General features: G+C 66.3%; 18 protein-coding genes. 9 read left to right on the top strand and 9 right to left on the bottom strand.

Going from position 1 to position 15,996, the window contains the following annotated elements; genetic code table 11:
- Positions 1–37: 37 nt before the first annotated feature.
- The 3 genes from lysW to HAPAU_RS04015 form a co-directional block, all read right to left on the bottom strand.
- Complete coding sequence (gene lysW / locus HAPAU_RS04025) at positions 38–223, bottom strand: lysine biosynthesis protein LysW (RefSeq protein ID WP_008418861.1); 186 nt, start codon at positions 221–223, stop codon at positions 38–40.
- A gap of 164 nt (positions 224–387) precedes the next feature.
- Positions 388–1,836 (bottom strand): argininosuccinate lyase, encoded by a 1,449-nt coding sequence (gene argH / locus HAPAU_RS04020; RefSeq protein WP_066379926.1) that lies wholly within the window; start codon positions 1,834–1,836, stop codon positions 388–390.
- A 1-nt stretch (position 1,837) separates the two neighbouring features.
- A complete protein-coding gene (locus HAPAU_RS04015; protein WP_066379924.1) occupies positions 1,838–3,073 on the bottom strand; it encodes an argininosuccinate synthase in 1,236 nt (411 codons plus the stop codon).
- A gap of 418 nt (positions 3,074–3,491) precedes the next feature.
- On the opposite strand from HAPAU_RS04015, the gene HAPAU_RS04010 reads away from it, so the two are divergent.
- On the top strand, positions 3,492–4,001 hold the full coding sequence (locus HAPAU_RS04010; protein WP_066379921.1) for a 2'-5' RNA ligase family protein: 510 nt from the start codon (positions 3,492–3,494) through the stop codon (positions 3,999–4,001).
- Here the strand turns inward: HAPAU_RS04010 and HAPAU_RS04005 are convergent.
- Together HAPAU_RS04005 and HAPAU_RS04000 are read right to left on the bottom strand one after the other, a co-directional pair.
- Entirely contained in the window at positions 3,990–6,167 is a 2,178-nt protein-coding gene (locus tag HAPAU_RS04005) for an ATP-dependent DNA helicase (RefSeq protein ID WP_066379919.1), read from the bottom strand. The genes HAPAU_RS04010 and HAPAU_RS04005 overlap by 12 nt on opposite strands.
- Before the next feature lie 37 nt (positions 6,168–6,204).
- Positions 6,205–7,155: a cation diffusion facilitator family transporter gene (locus tag HAPAU_RS04000; protein ID WP_066379916.1), complete on the bottom strand. Its 951-nt coding sequence runs from the start codon at positions 7,153–7,155 to the stop codon at positions 6,205–6,207.
- 100 nt (positions 7,156–7,255) lie between these two features.
- Here HAPAU_RS04000 and HAPAU_RS03995 point away from each other — a divergent pair, with 100 nt between their 5' ends.
- The gene (locus tag HAPAU_RS03995) at positions 7,256–7,759 is read left to right on the top strand and encodes a metallophosphoesterase (RefSeq protein WP_066379913.1); all 504 of its coding nucleotides are present in this window, start codon (positions 7,256–7,258) and stop codon (positions 7,757–7,759) included.
- Here HAPAU_RS03995 and HAPAU_RS03990 read toward each other — a convergent pair.
- A complete protein-coding gene (locus HAPAU_RS03990; RefSeq protein WP_066379906.1) occupies positions 7,756–8,235 on the bottom strand; it encodes a DUF2267 domain-containing protein in 480 nt (159 codons plus the stop codon). The genes HAPAU_RS03995 and HAPAU_RS03990 overlap by 4 nt on opposite strands.
- A gap of 113 nt (positions 8,236–8,348) precedes the next feature.
- Here HAPAU_RS03990 and HAPAU_RS22740 point away from each other — a divergent pair, with 113 nt between their 5' ends.
- Positions 8,349–8,480, top strand: a complete 132-nt coding sequence (locus HAPAU_RS22740) for a DUF7859 family protein (protein WP_281177861.1) — start codon at positions 8,349–8,351, stop codon at positions 8,478–8,480.
- On the opposite strand, the gene HAPAU_RS03985 is transcribed toward HAPAU_RS22740, so the two are convergent.
- Positions 8,477–9,493 carry a threonine aldolase family protein gene (locus tag HAPAU_RS03985; RefSeq protein WP_066379904.1) on the bottom strand — a complete coding sequence of 339 codons (1,017 nt, stop codon included), beginning with the start codon at positions 9,491–9,493 and terminating at the stop codon, positions 8,477–8,479. The genes HAPAU_RS22740 and HAPAU_RS03985 overlap by 4 nt on opposite strands.
- Before the next feature lie 111 nt (positions 9,494–9,604).
- Here HAPAU_RS03985 and HAPAU_RS03980 point away from each other — a divergent pair, with 111 nt between their 5' ends.
- The 4 genes from HAPAU_RS03980 to HAPAU_RS03970 are packed head-to-tail and all read left to right on the top strand — an operon-like array spanning position 9,605 to position 13,174.
- Positions 9,605–10,999 (top strand): SLC13 family permease, encoded by a 1,395-nt coding sequence (locus HAPAU_RS03980; protein WP_066379902.1) that lies wholly within the window; start codon positions 9,605–9,607, stop codon positions 10,997–10,999.
- A 38-nt stretch (positions 11,000–11,037) separates the two neighbouring features.
- The gene (locus HAPAU_RS03975; protein ID WP_066379900.1) at positions 11,038–12,132 is read left to right on the top strand and encodes an aminopeptidase; all 1,095 of its coding nucleotides are present in this window, start codon (positions 11,038–11,040) and stop codon (positions 12,130–12,132) included.
- Positions 12,133–12,152: 20 nt separating this feature from the next.
- Positions 12,153–12,287: a hypothetical protein gene (locus HAPAU_RS22735; protein WP_281177860.1), complete on the top strand. Its 135-nt coding sequence runs from the start codon at positions 12,153–12,155 to the stop codon at positions 12,285–12,287.
- A 56-nt stretch (positions 12,288–12,343) separates the two neighbouring features.
- Positions 12,344–13,174: an FkbM family methyltransferase gene (locus HAPAU_RS03970; RefSeq protein WP_066379899.1), complete on the top strand. Its 831-nt coding sequence runs from the start codon at positions 12,344–12,346 to the stop codon at positions 13,172–13,174.
- Here the strand turns inward: HAPAU_RS03970 and HAPAU_RS03965 are convergent, their stop codons facing one another.
- Complete coding sequence (locus HAPAU_RS03965) at positions 13,175–13,579, bottom strand: hypothetical protein (protein ID WP_066379894.1); 405 nt, start codon at positions 13,577–13,579, stop codon at positions 13,175–13,177.
- Between the two features lie 278 nt (positions 13,580–13,857).
- Positions 13,858–14,403, bottom strand: a complete 546-nt coding sequence (locus tag HAPAU_RS03960; RefSeq protein ID WP_066379892.1) for a CDP-2,3-bis-(O-geranylgeranyl)-sn-glycerol synthase — start codon at positions 14,401–14,403, stop codon at positions 13,858–13,860.
- 88 nt (positions 14,404–14,491) lie between these two features.
- Here HAPAU_RS03960 and HAPAU_RS03955 point away from each other — a divergent pair, with 88 nt between their 5' ends.
- Positions 14,492–15,328, top strand: a complete 837-nt coding sequence (locus HAPAU_RS03955) for a proline dehydrogenase family protein (protein ID WP_066379889.1) — start codon at positions 14,492–14,494, stop codon at positions 15,326–15,328.
- 37 nt (positions 15,329–15,365) lie between these two features.
- A complete protein-coding gene (locus HAPAU_RS03950) occupies positions 15,366–15,995 on the top strand; it encodes a DUF502 domain-containing protein (protein ID WP_066379887.1) in 630 nt (209 codons plus the stop codon).
- The last annotated feature ends 1 nt before the right edge of the window (position 15,996 follow it).

Raw genomic sequence — 15,996 nt, 5'->3', positions numbered from 1 at the left:
TGCTGTGCGGTCGCGTTCGCCTTCTCGCCGGTCGCCATCACTCGCCCCAGTCCTCCTCGAGTTCGGGGGCTTCCTCGAGTTCGACGGGGTCCGTCGAGACGACCTCGAGCTCCGCGCCGCTCACGGGGCTGTCGATGATCTCGCCGACCTCGACGTCGGCCGGTACCTCGATCTCGTCGCCGGTCAGGGGGTCCTCCGCCGTGATGGTGCTGTCGTCTGCCATTGTATCTCCTCCTATCGCACGACTCACCTTAAACCCGTCGAATCTATCGTTTAATTAACACGACTGCAGTGCCCGCTAAGCGTGCAGAAAAGCCCTCAGCCCGCGACCCGCGTTTCAAATATCAGCGACGAAGTGTGTGTGTGTGCCCCGGGCGGGGCGGTCGCTCAATCATACGAACGCACCTCCTCGTCCAGCGCCGTGGCGGCCCCGTCGAGTGCCTCACGGCGGTCGTCGACCGCTCCCTTGTCGGTGACGATCGCCTCGCGGGCCGCCGACAGAGTCTCTTCGACTGCCTCGGGGGCGGGTCCACCTTGCGAGTCCCGGCTCGCGACGCTTTCTTCCGGGTCGAGCGCCGACTCGACCGCCTCACGGGGGACGTGGGCGTCGAGAGGTTCGTCGAGGACCTCCTCGCTCGCCGCGTCCAGCGCCTCGTAGTCGCCACCGTCCTCTGAAGCGAGCGCGACGAGTTCGTGGGCCGTGCGGAACGGCAGTCCGGCCGTCGCGAGTGCGTCGGCGACGCCGGTCGCGGTCGAAAAACCCTCTCCCGCGGCCGTCTTCAGTTCCCCTTCGTCCCAGTCGGCGGTCGCGACCGCGCCCGCCGCGACCTCGATCGCCTCGCGGACGGCGTCGACTGTTCCCCACGCGTGGGGCGTCGCACGCTGGAGGTCGCGGTTGTAGGCTCTCGGTAGGCTTTTCAGCGTCGTGAGCAGACCCGATAGGCCCGAGGAGGCGTCGCCCGCGGTCGCCCGGACGAGTTCGAGCGTGTCAGGGTTCTTCTTCTGGGGCATGATCGAGGAGGTCGAGGCGTAGTCGTCCGAGAGATCGACGTACCCCTTGTTCGAGAAGAGGATCAGGTCCTCGGCAATCCCGGAAAGCGTCGTCGCCAACGTCGCGAGCGCGCTCACCGTTTCGAGCAGGAAGTCCCGCGTCGAGGAAGCGTCCATCGAGTTCTCCACGACCGACTCGAAGCCCAGCAGCTCCGCGGTCCGCTCGCGATCGATGTCGAAGGGCGTGCCCGCGAAGGCCGCCGCCCCCAGCGGGCAGCGGTTCGTCCTGCTATAGGCGTCGAGCAGGCGCTCGGTGTCCCGGGCCACCGCCCCCTCGTACGACAGCAGCCAGTGGGCGACGGTAGTCGGCTGGGCCGGCTGGAGATGGGTGTAGCCGGGCATCAGCGTCTCGGTGTGGTCCTCGGCGGCCTCGACGAGCGCCTCACGGAAGGCGAGAGTCGATTCGAGTGCCTCGATGAGGTCCTCACGAAGCCGGTAGCGGATGCAGGTCGCCACCTCGTCGTTGCGCGAGCGGGCGGTGTGCATCTTTCCGCCGACCGGTCCAATGGAATCGATCACGGCCGTCTCGATGGCGGCGTGGACGTCCTCGCCCTCCGGCAGGGCGTCGTAGCCCGCCGCCTCGACCTCGTCGAGGGCGCCGAGGATCTCGCCGGCCTCCTCCTCGGAAACGATCCCCTGTTCTGCGAGCATCACGACGTGGGCGCGGTCCACCGCGAGGTCCGCCTCGAAGATCCGTTTATCCGCACCCATCGAGGAGAGGAACCCGCGAGCGGGGCCGCCGCTGAACCGCTCGCGGCGGACCACGTCCCCGGATCCCTCGTCCATTCTACTCGTCCCCCTCGCTCGTGTCCCCACCGTCGGTCACGGCGGGCGTCTTCTCGCCGATGTCGGCCTCGACCGCGTTCGCGAGGCGCTCCTGCAGGCCGTGGTACTTCGCGACGCCGGTGGCGTCCTCCTGGGCGATCCCGTCGACGGTCTCGGTGTTGAACGACGCCGCGCTCGCCGAGTAGACCGCGAAGTCGCTGTCCCTGCCTACGGGACGGGCTTTTCCGCCCTCCAGCTTGATCGTCACCGTGCCCGTCACTTTCGTCTGGGTCTCGTCGATGAAGCCGTTCAGCGCCTCCACGAGTGGTGCGAACAGCAGCCCCTCGTAGGCCTTCTCGGACCACTCGTGGTCGACGCCGACCTTGAAGGAGCGTTCGCCCTTCGTCAGCACGAGGTCCTCGAGCGCCCGGTGGGCGTTCAACAGCACGGTCGCCGCGGGGTGCTCGTAGTTCTCGCGGACTTTCAGGCCGAGCATGCGGTCTTCCATCAGGTCCGTGCGCCCGACGCCGTGGGCGCCCGCGAGTTCGTTCAGGTGCTCGATCAACTCGACGCCGTCCATCGCCTCGCCGTCGACGGCGACGGGCACGCCCTCCTCGAACTCGATCTCGACGAGTTCGGTTTCGTCGGTCGGTTCGGCAGTCCACTCGTAGATCTCCTCGGGGGGCACGTAGCTCGGCTCCTCCAACTGGCCGCCCTCGACCGAGCGGCTCCAGAGGTTCGTGTCGATCGACCAGACGCCCTCGTTGCCCGCTTCGACTGGAAGGTCCTTCTCGTCGGCGTACTCGATCTCCCATTCCCGAGTGAGCCCGAGTTCACGGACGGGCGCGATGACCTCCATGTCCGAGCCGCGCCAGACGGCCTCGAACCGGAGCTGGTCGTTTCCTTTCCCCGTACAGCCGTGGGCCAGTGCCGAGCAATCCTGTTCCTGTGCGACCTCCAGAATGGCCTGCGCGATCACCGGGCGGGCGAGCGCGGTGCCGAGTGGATAGCCCTGATAGGTCGCGTTGGCCTTCACGCCGTCGAAGCAGGTCTCCGCGAACTCCGATGTGGCGTCGACGATGTGGTTCTCGAGGCCGAGCGCTTCTGCGGTCTCCTCGGCTTCGGCGAACTCCTCCTCCGGTTGGCCGACGTCGACGGTGACGCCGATCACCTCGTCGTAGCCGTATTCCTCTTCGAGCAGCGGTACACAGACGGTCGTATCCAACCCGCCCGAGAAGGCGAGTGCCACGCGTTCCATCGTTGCTCGAACGAACCCGTTCGGAGGACATAAATTCTTCCTTTTAGATTGTGAAAAATAAAGACAAGGGCTACGCTACGCGGGAAAACAGGCAAATCGACTACTCGTCGAGTTCGGTGAAAGTCAGGGGATGAAGATAGTAGTGGGCCTAGCGGGGGCCCGGTCGCGGTCGTCGGGAGTGCGGGGCTACGGACCGCGTGCGTGGCGCCACGAGCCACGAGGCGGCGGCGACGCTCGCGGGAGAACACGATCTCTGGAGCGTCGGCCGACTCATTGTGCGAACGGAATAGGCCGGGCCTATTAAACTCTTCTGGCCCGGCAGTCCTTGTCGAGGTATCGAGCCCCTCTCACACCGTCCACTAATGGGGTGCCGTCTCGATCACCGCCCTTATCGTGCTGTGAGCGCTGGGAGCCGGTAGTGCCGATCAGCCTGAACGTCCCCGTTCCGGGGCAGGTCAAACGCCTCGCCGGCGGCCTCGAACCCGACCTCTACACGTTCGAGCACGTCCGCAGACGCCTCACGCTCGGGATCAAGCGCTTCGGCGAGCGGACGCCGATGGAGTATGCCCGTCTCGTTCCAGCAGTCCGCCAGACGATCGCCGCCACGCCTCCCTTTGAGGCCCGCATCACCGGGATTGAAACGTTCGAAGCGCCGACCAAGGGCGATTCTCCTGTCGTGTATCTCGCCGTCGAGAGCCCCCTTCTCCGCGAACTCAACGCGCGACTTTCGGAAACCTTCGGCGCGATCGAGGGGATCGACGGCGAGGACTACGTCCCACACGTCACCCTTGCGCGCGGCGGGACCCGAGCGGAGCGTGAACGCCTCCGAGATCGCCAAATCGAGCCGGTCACGTGGGACGTCAACGAACTCGTACTGTGGGACGCGACCCACGAGGAGGTCGCCACCCGGTTTTCGCTACCCGTCTAACCGAGGCTCCGGTGGGTCGTCGTAGGCGTCGTGATCGCCGTAGAAGTTCAGCATCGAGAACTGGAGTTTCTCGGGAGCGATGTCGATCATCTCGGAGCGCTCTTCGGGCGGGAACGCGCTCCGGACGCTGTATTTCCCCATCTCGCGCTCGGCGGTCTGCGTGTAGCGTTTGTCGACGAGCGCGCGCACGCCCACCTCCTCGGGCGAGCGAAGCACCCGCCCGAGCGCCTGTCTGGTCTTCCTGATGGTCGGGATCTCGACGCCATACTCCCAGCCTGCGTCGGGGTTCAACTCGCCGTAGATCGACTGGTAGGCCTCCTGCACCGCGTCCATGCGCTCGTCGAGATGCGGGTAGGGAACCCCGACGACGAGCACCGTGTGGGCGTCGTCGCCGTCGAAGCTCACCCCCTCGGTGAGGGTGCCCCACAGCGAGGTAAAGAGCACCGCGTCGTCGCTGTCGGTGAACTCTTGTCTGAGTTCTTCGGCACCCACTCCGGGCTGATCGAGATACGGCGTCGCGCGCGTCTCGACCCGCCCGTAGTAGCGCTCGGCCTCGTAGTAGCTCGGGAAGAATATCAGGGAGTTGCCGGGCGTCATCCGGATCGCGTCCTCGATCACGCGCGCGATCGTCCGCTGTGTATCGGGGTCCTCGCGCTCGCTCGAAAAGAGTGCGGGCGTCTCGACCGCGAAGGTCCTCCGATTGTCCTCGGGAAATTCGAGGCCATAGGCTATCTCTATCGGGTCTTCTAATCCGAGAACGTCCTCTAGGACGTCGAACGGGCGAAGCGTTGCGCTCATCAGCACGCTCGCGTGCACGCTCGAAAAGAGGCTCTCTGCGACCTCGCGGGGAATACACGTATAGAGTTCCGCCCGGCCGTACACCTCTTCGGTGCCCTCGTCGCGGCGCACCCCGAGGACGGGGTACTGGCCGAGCGCGGCCCCGTCGTCGAGCCAGCCCTCGATGAACGCGGCGGCCTGGAGGGTTTGACACTCCGCTCGCGTCTGGGCCTGCCCGTTGCGATAGGCCTCCTCGTACTGCTCGTCGAGTTCCTCGCCGAACTCCAGTGCGCTTTCGAGATCGCGGTCGATCCCTTGGCCCGTGTACTCCTCCAGAAAGGCGAGCGTGAGCTCGTCGCGACCCGACTCGTTGGCGATGGCGACGTCCTCCCAGTTCTCGTCGACCTTTCCCCGGTCGCCGAAGCCAAAGGAGTCCTCGTAGGTCGAAACGAGCGCGCGGCGAAAAGCCGCAAAAACCGCGAAGGCGTCCTCGCTTCTCGGGTCGTCCGAGTCCTCACACTCGTCGAGGGCGCTGTCGACGGTGTTCTCCGTCAGCGTGCGCGTCGCGTGGTCGCGGGCGGCGTCCTCGATGTTGTGGGCCTCGTCGAAGACGCAGATCACGTCCTCGGGATCCCGGTCGAGCCACCGGAAGAACTGCTCTCTGATCATCGGATCGAGCAGGTGGTGGTAGTTACAGACCACGAGGTCGACGCCCTCCATCCCGTCTTTGAGCAGTTCGTACCCACAGAACCCTTCGCGTTCGGCGTACTCATAGACCTCCTCGGGGGTGCGCACGTCGCTGAAGAGCCACTGGTAGAACGCGTCGGTATCGCCCATCAGGTTGTTGTAGTAGTGTTCGCAGGTGGGCTCTTCTTCGAGGTCCGAGACTTCCTCGTCGACGGATTCGAGCTCGTCCATCACCGCGCTGCGGGCTTCGGCGGCCCCCTGATCGCCCGCCTGACTCTCCTCCAGCAGCTCGTCCTGTTTGCGTTCGAGTTGAGCCCTGTCTATCTCGGACTCGGCGAGATCGCGGGTCGTATCGCGAAGCACCTGACACTCCTCGTAGCCCACGTCGATGTGACACATCGACGCTTTCCCCTTGAAGACGACCGCCCGGATCGCCTCCTCGCGCGTGATCGCGCGGGCCTCCTCGACGAACTGGTGCATCTGCTGGTGGACGTTCGTCGTGATCACGACCGTTTTGTCCGTCTCACGGGCATGCGAGAGCGCGGGCACGAGCGCCGAGAGCGTCTTTCCCGTCCCGCAGGCACCCTCGAAGAGCACGTCCTGGCCGCGCGCGAGACCGTTTTCGATCCGCTCGATCGCCTCGCGCTGGTTCTCGTAGGGAGCCTCGTACGGGAAAAAGCGCGTGGAGTCGGTCGTCGCCACACCGGTTCTGGGTTCCGATCGGATAAAAACGCTCGGATCAGGCCGTCTGGGGTTCGATGTAGACGCTTTTGATGCTCTCGTTTGCCTCCCGCAACGTCCGTTCGATCCCGCCGATGCGTTCGTCGATCTCGTCCCCGTCGAGGGCCGTGTCGAACCCGACGTCGGCGGCCACGAGCAGGTAGTCCGGACCGAAATGGACGCTACGGAACCCGGTGATCTCGGTGACGCCGTCCCAACCGGCGACGATCTCCCGTAGCTCCCGCTCGTCGGTCTTCGGGAGGCTCTCGCCGATCAGCAGGCGCTTGTTCTCCCAGGCCAGCGCGAGGGCAAAGCCCATCAGTATCAGCCCGATCAATAGCGCCGCCGTCCCGTCGTAGACGGGGTTGCCGGTGACGCGGGTGAGGTAGATGCCCGCGAGCGCGATCCCGAGCCCGGCGAGCGCGACCGTGTCCTCGGTCAGCGCCGTCAGCACCGTGGTCCGGCTGGTCTTCTTGAACGCCTCGCGGTAGCCGCTCCAGCCCCGTTCGTCGATCTCCGCGCGCATCGCCGCTCGGGCCTTGATGAGTGCGTAGGTCTCGAAGACGATCGCGCCGAGCAACACTGCGTAGTTGACGTAGATCCCCGGAACGGTCGTCCCGAGCAGGGTAACGGTCCCCTCGGTCAGGTGGACTTCGCCGTGGACGAGCGCCTCGTAGCCGCCCTTCGCGCTCTCCCAGCCCGCGATCCCGAACAGCAGGACGCTCACGAGGAAGCTGTAGAAGAACTCGGCCTTGCCGTAGCCGAAGGGATGGGAGCGGTCCCGGTCCTGTCGGCCGTAGTAGATCCCGATCAGGAGGAAGACCTGATTGCCCGTATCCGAGACCGAGTGGTACGTCTCGGCGAGCATCGCCGGGCTCCCTGTCAGCAGGAACCCGCCGAACTTCAGCGCCGCGATCGCCCCGTTCGCCACCAACGCAGCCAGCACCACGCCGACGCTTTCACCTGCCATCGGCTCCGCTACTCGCCGGGGGGTAATGCCGTTTGGGTTCGATCCCGAGCGAGAGTCCCGAGAGCGAAACCGACAGTACCGTCGCCGATCACGTCCACGTATGCTCACGGTCGTCTCCGACACCCACAGCAGCGAGGGTCATGCACTGACCGGCCGGACGCTCGAAGCGGTCCGAACCGCAGAGCGCGTGATCCACGCCGGCGACTTCACGTCCGTTTCGGCATTGGAGGCCTTTCAGGACGAGGCCGCCCGCCTCGACGCCGTCCACGGTAACGCCGACGCCACGGCAGTTCGGGATCGACTGCCCGAAGCCCGAACCCTCGACTGGGAAGGGTTGCAGGTCGCGCTCACCCACCGGCGAAACGGCGGGCCGACGGGACTGGCGATGTTCGGGCGCGAGCGCGGCGCGGATCTGGTGATCTCGGGCCACGCCCACCGTCCCTCGGTCACCCGGACCGACGAGCTCACGCTCTTGAACCCCGGCAGTCACGCACAACCCCGAGGAAATCGGCCGGGCCACGCGGAACTCGAAGCGACGGAAAACGGGGTCCGCGTCCGACTCCGACAACCGGACGGAACGGTCATGGAGGAGTTCTCGCTTTAGACCTGACCGGGGGACCCCTCGACCTCGGCGAGTTCGAAGAGGTCGGCGTACTCGTCGGGGAGTTGGTCGCGGAGGTCCTCGACCTGTCCCTCGGTGACGGCCTCGTCGAGGAGTTGGTCGCGGAGGTCCTCGACCTGTCCCTCGGTGACGGCCTCGTCGAGGACGTCGATCACGGCGCGGGCGTGCAGCGCGGCCGCCGAGCGGTCGTCGTCGTCCTCGGGATCGTCCAGGTTCTCCTCGCGTTCGGCGACGCGGGTGATGAACTTCCGGTAGTCGAACGACTCGGTGGTGTCGGCTTTCTCCTTGAGGAACCGGCCGAGTTCGTCGGGAAGCTGGGCGGCGGCGTTCGTCGCCTCGCCCTCCTGGATCCGCTCGCCGAGCGTTTGGAGGGTCGCCCGCGTCGCGCTCAGCGCCTCGCCACGGGACGCCAGTTCGGCACGGTTCTGCACCTCGCCGATGAACGTGTCGTGATCCATGACACCGGCGCCTACCGCCGTGAGGTAGTACTCGGTTCTGCCGGCGCGTGCATACGATTGAAGTCCGCCCGCCCGGCCGAAACGCTCTTTTCCTGCGCAGACGAGGGGAACGTATGCTCCTCCAGATCGATCCCGTCTATCTCGTCTTCGTCGGGATCCTGGTCTTCTTCGTCGCCGGCTCGTATCTGTTCGTCCGCAAGGTGCTCACGGGCTTTCGCGACGGCATCGAGAGCGGACGACGCTAGAGCGCCCGCCCGACGGCAGAGATCACCTCCTCGATGTCCGCCTCGCCGACGTCCCAGTGGGTACAGAAGCGCACGACGTACTCGCCGAAGGCCACCCCGAGAACGCCCTCGCCCTCACACGCGTCGAGGAATTCCGCTGCGGTGTAGTCGCTTTCCGAGCAGTCGACCAGGGTGATGTTCGTCTCCGGTTCGAGGACTGAAAGCCCCTCGATGTCGTCGAGTCCGGCGGCGAGCCGGCTGGCGTTCTCGTGGTCCTCGGAGAGCCGATGGCGGTTCTCCAGGGCTAGCAGGCCGGGTGCGGCGATGATCCCCGCCTGGCGCATCCCGCCGCCCAGCAGCTTCCTGTTGCGTCGGGCACGCTCGATGAACTCCTCGCTGCCCGCGACCATCGAGCCGACGGGCGCGCCCAATCCCTTCGAGAGACAGAACATCACCGAATCGACCGGCTCGACGATTTCGCTGGCCTCGACACCGAGGGCCGCCGCGGCGTTGAACACGCGCGCGCCGTCGAGGTGGACCGGCACGCCCAGATCGTGGGCCGCTTCCGCGGCGGCCGCGATATCCTCCGCTTCGATCGCCGCTCCCCCCTTGCTGTTGTGGGTGTTCTCCAGCGTGAGCAGCCCGGTACCCGGCCGGTGGAGGTCTTCTGCGACGTAGTTCTCTCGAACCTTATCGGGCGAGACGACCCCGCGGTCGTCGCCCTCTATCGTGCGCACCTGCAGACCCGAGAGCTGGGCCATCCCGCCCAGCTCCCACTTCACGACGTGGCTCTCGCGCTCGCTGAGTACCTCCTGGCCGCGCTCGGTGTGCGCACGCACCGCGACCTGGTTGCCCATCGTCCCCGTGGGGACGTACAGCGCCGCCTCCGTTCCGACCACGTCGGCCGCCCGCTTTTCGAGTTCGTTGACCGTCGGGTCCTCGCGATAGACGTCGTCACCCACTTCGGCCTCCCGGGCGGCCTCGCGCATCCGGTCGTCGGGTCGGGTCACCGTGTCGCTTCGCAGGTCGATCATACCGAATATGGCGGGTCGACCGGCAAAACCCTGCCCGTCTCGGCCCGCCCCGCCCGGCGGGGCCTGCCACTATCGTCTCGCTTTTAGCATCGATCCGAGAAGGGCCGGTGAATGACGCTCACGGAGCGATTCGCACGAATCCGCTCGCCGGGTCCCGCATTTCTGCTCACGGTCGTTGCGGCGCTTGCGGTGTTTGTCGGCTTCCCGATCGGGACCGACGCCGCAACGATGCTCGCGATTACGCTGTTCTGTGTCGTCCTCTGGGTGCTCACGCCCGTCCCGCCGGCCTACACGGGCGTACTCTGTATCGGCCTCGTCGGCGCGGCCTTCTCTACGGAACTGGCGCTGGTCGGTTTTCGCTCACCCGCGACCTGGCTGATCGGTTTCGGCCTGCTGATCGGCCTCGCGACCCGCGAGAGCGGCCTCGCGGACTGGGCCGGCCGGTGGCTCGTCGCCCGCGCCGTTCCGACCCGCTGGCGCGGGGACCCGATCCGGGCGTACGCCTCGCTCTTGGTCGCGCTCTGTCTGGGCGCGCTCGCGTTCGCCCTGCTCGTCCCCTCGACGCTCGTGCGCGTGTTGGTGCTCGCGCCGGTGCTCTACGAGACCGGCGAGTCGTTCGCGGACCGCGAGGCCCGGATCGGACTCTTTCTGGGACCGCTCTTTGCCACCTTCTACGGCGCCTCGGGGATCTACACCGCCGCGCTCCCGAACGTCATCATCACCGGGATCGCAGAATCGGTCGGCGATTTCGCCATCGGGTGGACCGAGTGGGCGCTCGTGTTGTTCCCGGTGATGGGGCTCGCCCGGACGCTGCTCGTCGCGGGCATCGTCCTCGCGCTGTATCGGCCCGCCGTCGACTCGGGCGTCGAGGTCCCCGAAAACGGCCCCGGAGCCGCGGGCGCGAGCGAGCGGCGGATGGCGCTGTTCCTGCTCGTAGGCACCCTCTTTTGGACCACTGACTTCTTCCACGGCCTGCATCCGGTCTTCGGGGCGATCCTCGTCGTCGCCCTCGCCTTTCTCCCCTCTATCGGCGTTGTCGAGTTCTCACGGGCCGGCGAGCCGGATTACTCGATCCTGTTCTTTCTGGGCGGGGTCTTCGCCGTCGGCGAGGGGCTCTCGCGGACGGGCTTTGCGGATCTGGCGGCGGGGACGCTGTTCGACGCGATCCCCGCCGACGGGTCGCTCGCGCTCGTCCTCGCGTTCGTCTTCGGAGCGACCATTCTGCTGAACCTCCTCATGGAGGGGCTCGCGGTCGCGAGCGTGCTGACGCCCGTGCTCGTCTCGTATGCCGCGAGCGCGGGCCTGCCGTTGGAGCCGGTGGTGATGACTGAGGCCCTTGCCCTGGGAACCTACTTCTTTCCCTACCAGTCGGCGGTCCTCGTCGCGATCCTCGCACAGGACGGCGTTGAGGCGGGCGATCTGATCCGCGTGACGGTCGCCTGCTCGCTGGCGACCATCGCGATCCTCCTGCCGATCCAACTCGGGGTCTTTTCGATCCTGTACTGAACCCAAACGGGTTTGGTCGACCGCCCGCCAGTTCCGGTATGGACCCACGCATCCGCGAACACGCAGAGATCATCGTCGATCACTCGACGGACATCGCCGAGGGTGACGACGTCATCGTCAGCGCGCCCCCCGTCGCGAGCGATCTGGTCGTCGCGCTCCACGAGGTGCTCGGCGATCGCGGCGCGAACCCGGTCTCGCTCAACGCCGACGAGCGCGCACAGCGCGCCTTTCTGCGCGCCTCGGCGGAGTTCGAGACGCCGGGTCACGAACGGGCGCTGATGGAGGAGACCGACGCCTTCATCCACCTGCGCGCGACCGAGAACGCCACCGAGACGGGCGACGTCGATCCCGAGGTCACGGCCGCCTACTCGGTGGCCCAACAGCCCATTCGGGAAGAACGTCTCTCGAAGCGCTGGTGTCTCACGCAGTTCCCCGCGCCCGCGAACGCCCAACTGGCGGGCATGAGTACCGAGGCCTACGAGAACTTCGTCTGGGACGCGATCAACAAGGACTGGGACGAACAACGGGAGCTTCAGTCTCGGATGGTCGAGATCCTCGACCCCGCCGAGGAGGTCCGGATCGTCTCGGGCGACCGGACGGACGTCACCATGAGCGTCGCGGGCAACACCACGCTCAACGACTACGGCGAGAAGAACCTCCCGGGCGGGGAGGTCTTCACTGCGCCCGTCCCCGACAGCGTCGAGGGGTCGGTCTTCTTCGACAAGCCGCTCTACCATCAGGGCCGCGAGATCACCGACGTCTCCCTCGAATTCGAAGGCGGCGAGGTCGTTTCCCACTCGGCAGGCCAGAACGAGGACCTCCTGACCGAGGTGTTGAACACCGACGACGGGGCCCGTCGCCTGGGCGAGCTCGGGATCGGGATGAACCGTGATATCGACCGGTTCACCTACAACATGCTCTTCGACGAGAAGATGGGCGACACCGTCCACATGGCCGTCGGGATGGCCTACGGCGAGTGTGTCGGCGAGGGTAACGAGGAGAACGAGAGCGCAGTTCACGTCGACATGATCGTCGATATGAGCGCCGAGTCGCGGATCGAGGTCGACGGTGAGATCGTCCAGCGAAACGGGACCTTCCGGTTCGAGGACGGATTCGAGGAGGGCGAGGACTGAGCGAATCGAAGGCCCCGAATGTGAACGGCGTGGGCCGTGAGCAGCGCGGTTCGGAGCGAGCACCGCGAGCCGAACGGGCGAAGACCGGTGTGACCGAATGGCCCGATTCGCGAACGGGACTGCGGATCCACGACCCACGCAGTCCCGATTACTGATTTTCGACCGACAATAACCACGTCTGTTTATATCTCTCACGATTGTACGGCCGACAATGGCGACTCTCGAACGGGTGCCCGGATTCGCTCACCAATGGGACGCCCTCGAACTCGTCCGGACGGCGGTTCTCTCGGTTCGTCGTCGTGTGGCCGACCGCTACTGGGCGGCCCGCGGGCGGCGTCCGGTCACGGTCGACAGGCTGTCGGTCGTCTTCGAACTCGACGGTCGTGAGGACGCACGCTTTCTCCGCCGGTTCCTCGAGATCGAGGGCCGGATGCTCGCAGACCTCTTCGCGGAGCTCCGTCCGGAGGACGTCTTCTGGGACATCGGCGCGGCCGGGGGGTTTTACACCGTCTTCGCGAGCGCCGTCCTCGACGAGCGCGTGAGCGCCTTCGAGCCAAATCCCGACGTCAGGGAGACGCTCCATCGGCGGGTCGAAACCCTCGGGACCGATCCCCTGCTCTTCGAGTGCGCCCTGTCGGATTCGACGGGAACCGCGGCGCTCGACAACCCGGACCGCGAACGCGACAATTGGCAGGGGACGCCCTCGCTCACCACGGATCCGGGACCCGCCGCCGTCTCGGTCGAGACCCGGACCGGCGACGAACTGGTCGCTTCGGGGGAGGCTCCACGGCCGACCGTCCTGAAGATCGACGTCGAGGGAGCCGAATCGCTGGCCATCGAGGGACTTTCCGACTCGCTCGCCCACGAGGACTGTCGGCTCGTCTACTGTGAGATCCACCGCGAGAGCGAACTCCGGCGCTCGCCCGCCGACTACGGGTCGAGCCCAGCGGCCGTCGAGGACTCCCTCTCGGACCTCGGGTTCGATATCGAGCGCCTCGAGGACCGGGGCGGGGAGTACCTGATCAAGGCGACGAAACGGTGATCAGGCGACCTCGATCTCCCGCAGGAGGTCCGCGAGCACGTGTGCGTAGACGACGACCGCACTGAAGACCGCCAGCAGGCGACTGAGCGGTCGGAGCGCGAGGACGAGGCCGCCGCCGATGAGGACGTGACTCGCCAACCGGTCGAGTTTCATCTCCACGTCGGGGAACACGGACTCCTGTTCGGTGAACGCCCAGACCGGGTGGCGAACCGCCCGTGTGAGATACGACCAACTGCCGGTCTTCGCGCGCGCGATGACGAAGTGATCGAGGTCGATGAACACACTGAGAAGCAGGCCGTAGGTCCAGAGGGCGAGTTTCTCGAGGAACGACCGACCGCGCGCGAGGAGGGTCACGGCGAGCGCACCACAGAGCGCGCCGATGGCCGCGTGTTCGTGAGAGCGCATGGCGGGTGTTCTCGATAGGGAGGCTTTAGTTCGCCGGTCACTGGCTGTTTCTGCCCGCGGGCCGTACGGGACCGAAGTCTGCGGAAATCGTAGATTTCCGCGAGCTCGAAAACGCGAAGCGTTTTCGAGGAGTCCCGCTGGAAACCGGCGGCAGAGCCGCCGGTGACAAACGAAGGGAACGAGCGGTCGCAGTAAGTGACCAGAGAGAACGAGCCGCGTTTCGGTCCAGGTTTACCAGCGAAGGTGTGAAGCGCCGGAACGCAGTAAAAGGGCTGCGTCTACCACGGCTCGTGTTTGAACCCGAAGAGGTAGGCGAGCACGTTCGTGATCACGTGGAGGATCGGCGTGACGATCAGAACGACCACGAGCAGCGCGAGGGTGAAGACGGCGACGAACCACTCGAAGGCGACGACCGCGGTCAGGACGAGCGCCATCACGGCGAAGTCGAGCTGGTCGACGCCCGGCAGCGGCGCGCCGCGATTCCGGCCGGTGCGGCGCTTGATGAAGGAGGCGGCCATGTCGCCGAGCATCGCACCCAGCGGGAGGGTGATCATGACCGCGAGTGGGAAGGTCGGGACCGACACCCCGAGGACGTCGACGGCCGTCGGACGGAGGACGTTGAGCAGGTAGGCGACGCCCACGCCGACGAGCGTGCCGACGATCGTCCCGCGCCAGGTCTTGCCGTCGCCGAGGATGCGCCGCCCCTTCCAGGTTCGGCCGCCGTCGATCGGCGCGCCCCCGCCCGCGAGGACGGCGGCGTTGTTCGGCACGTAAGCGGGCAGCATCACCCAGAAGGCGACGACGAGGAGTTCGAGCGGACCCATACCGACCCCGAGCCACTGGGTAAGTTAATGCCCAACGGTTCGTTCCCGGGTATCCATCATTAAAGTCACCCGGGACGAAGGGAGCGACATGATCCCGCCGATCGCGCGCCGGTTCGTCGCCGGGGAGACCCCAGCAACCGCCCTCGAACACGTCCGTGAGTGCAACGACCGCGGCGTGGGCGTGCTCCTTAACCTTCTGGGAGAGCACTACGAGGACCCCACGGAGGCCGACGACGACGCCCGCGCGTACGCCGCGTTGCTCGACGACCTCGCCGGAACCGGACTCGACGCCTGCATCACGGTCAAACCCACCCAGATCGGACTGGACGTGAGCGAGGCCCGGTTTCGCGACAACCTCCGGGGGATCGTCGACCGGGCGGACGAACACGACCGGTTCGTCTGGCTCGACATGGAGGACCACACCACCACGGACGCCACGCTCGACGCCTTCGAGGAGTTCGTCGAGGCCCGAGGAGGGGGGATGGGCGTCTGTCTGCAGGCGAACCTCAAGCGCACCCGCGACGACATCGAGCGTTTCGCGGACGTTCCCGGGAAGATCCGGCTGGTCAAGGGTGCCTACGACGAGCCGCCCGCGACCGCCTACAAGAGTAAAGAACGCGTCAACGAGGTCTACGAGGATTACCTCGAGTATATGTTCGAGGCCTACGACGGCGGGATCGCCGTCGGCAGCCACGACCCCGTGATGATCGACCGGGCACGCGAACTCCACGACGCTCATGGAACGCCCTTCGAGATCCAGATGCTGATGGGGGTGCGCGAGGACGTCCAGATCGACCTCGCCCGCGAGTACGAGGTCTACCAGTATGCGCCCTACGGCGGGAAGTGGCTCTCGTATTTCTACCGGCGGATGATGGAACGGAAGGAAAACGCAGGGTTCGCGCTCCGGGCGATTCTGGGCCGATGAACAACTCTTTTAGCGCGGCCCCGTAAGGGGCGAGCGAATGTCGACATGGAAGCGGGACATGGCGAGCGGGCTGGTCGTCATCGTCCCGATCATCGTCACCATCTGGGTGGTCTACTGGCTCTTTCGCTTCATCGCGAACCTCCCGCTGACCCAGTCCATCGCGAACCCCGCGCTTCGCGTGTTCATCACGCTCGCCGTCTTCGTCCTGCTGGTCTTCGCCGTCGGTTACCTGATGCGCACGGCCATCGGCTCGCTGGTCGAGGCCGGGATCGACGCCGTCATGAACAGCGTGCCCGGTCTCCGCGTGGTCTACAACGCCTCGAAGATGGCGATCGAGACCGCGCTGACCGGGACGAGCGACCTGCAGGCACCGGTGAAGGTAAACACCTGGGAGAACGTCCGCATGACCGCGTTCAAGACCGGCCGTGAGACGCCGGACGGCCGGAAACTCCTCTTTTTACCCACTGCACCGAACATCACCAGCGGGTTCGTCATCGAGGTCGAGGAGGAGGACGTCATCGAGACCGACGAGAACGTCGAGGAGGCACTGACTCGGATCCTGAGCGCCGGCTTCGGCGAGCGCGACGAGACCCCTGCGGGGATCCCGATCGACGTCGTCGAGGAGAAACGCGAGCGCGAGGCCGACGAACCGCCGACCACCGACTGAC

Source organism: Halalkalicoccus paucihalophilus, assembly GCF_001593955.1.
Classification (GTDB): domain Archaea; phylum Halobacteriota; class Halobacteria; order Halobacteriales; family Halalkalicoccaceae; genus Halalkalicoccus; species Halalkalicoccus paucihalophilus.
The sequence above is the reverse complement of the archived record's forward strand: the minus strand, read 5'-3'. Positions and strand labels throughout refer to the sequence as shown.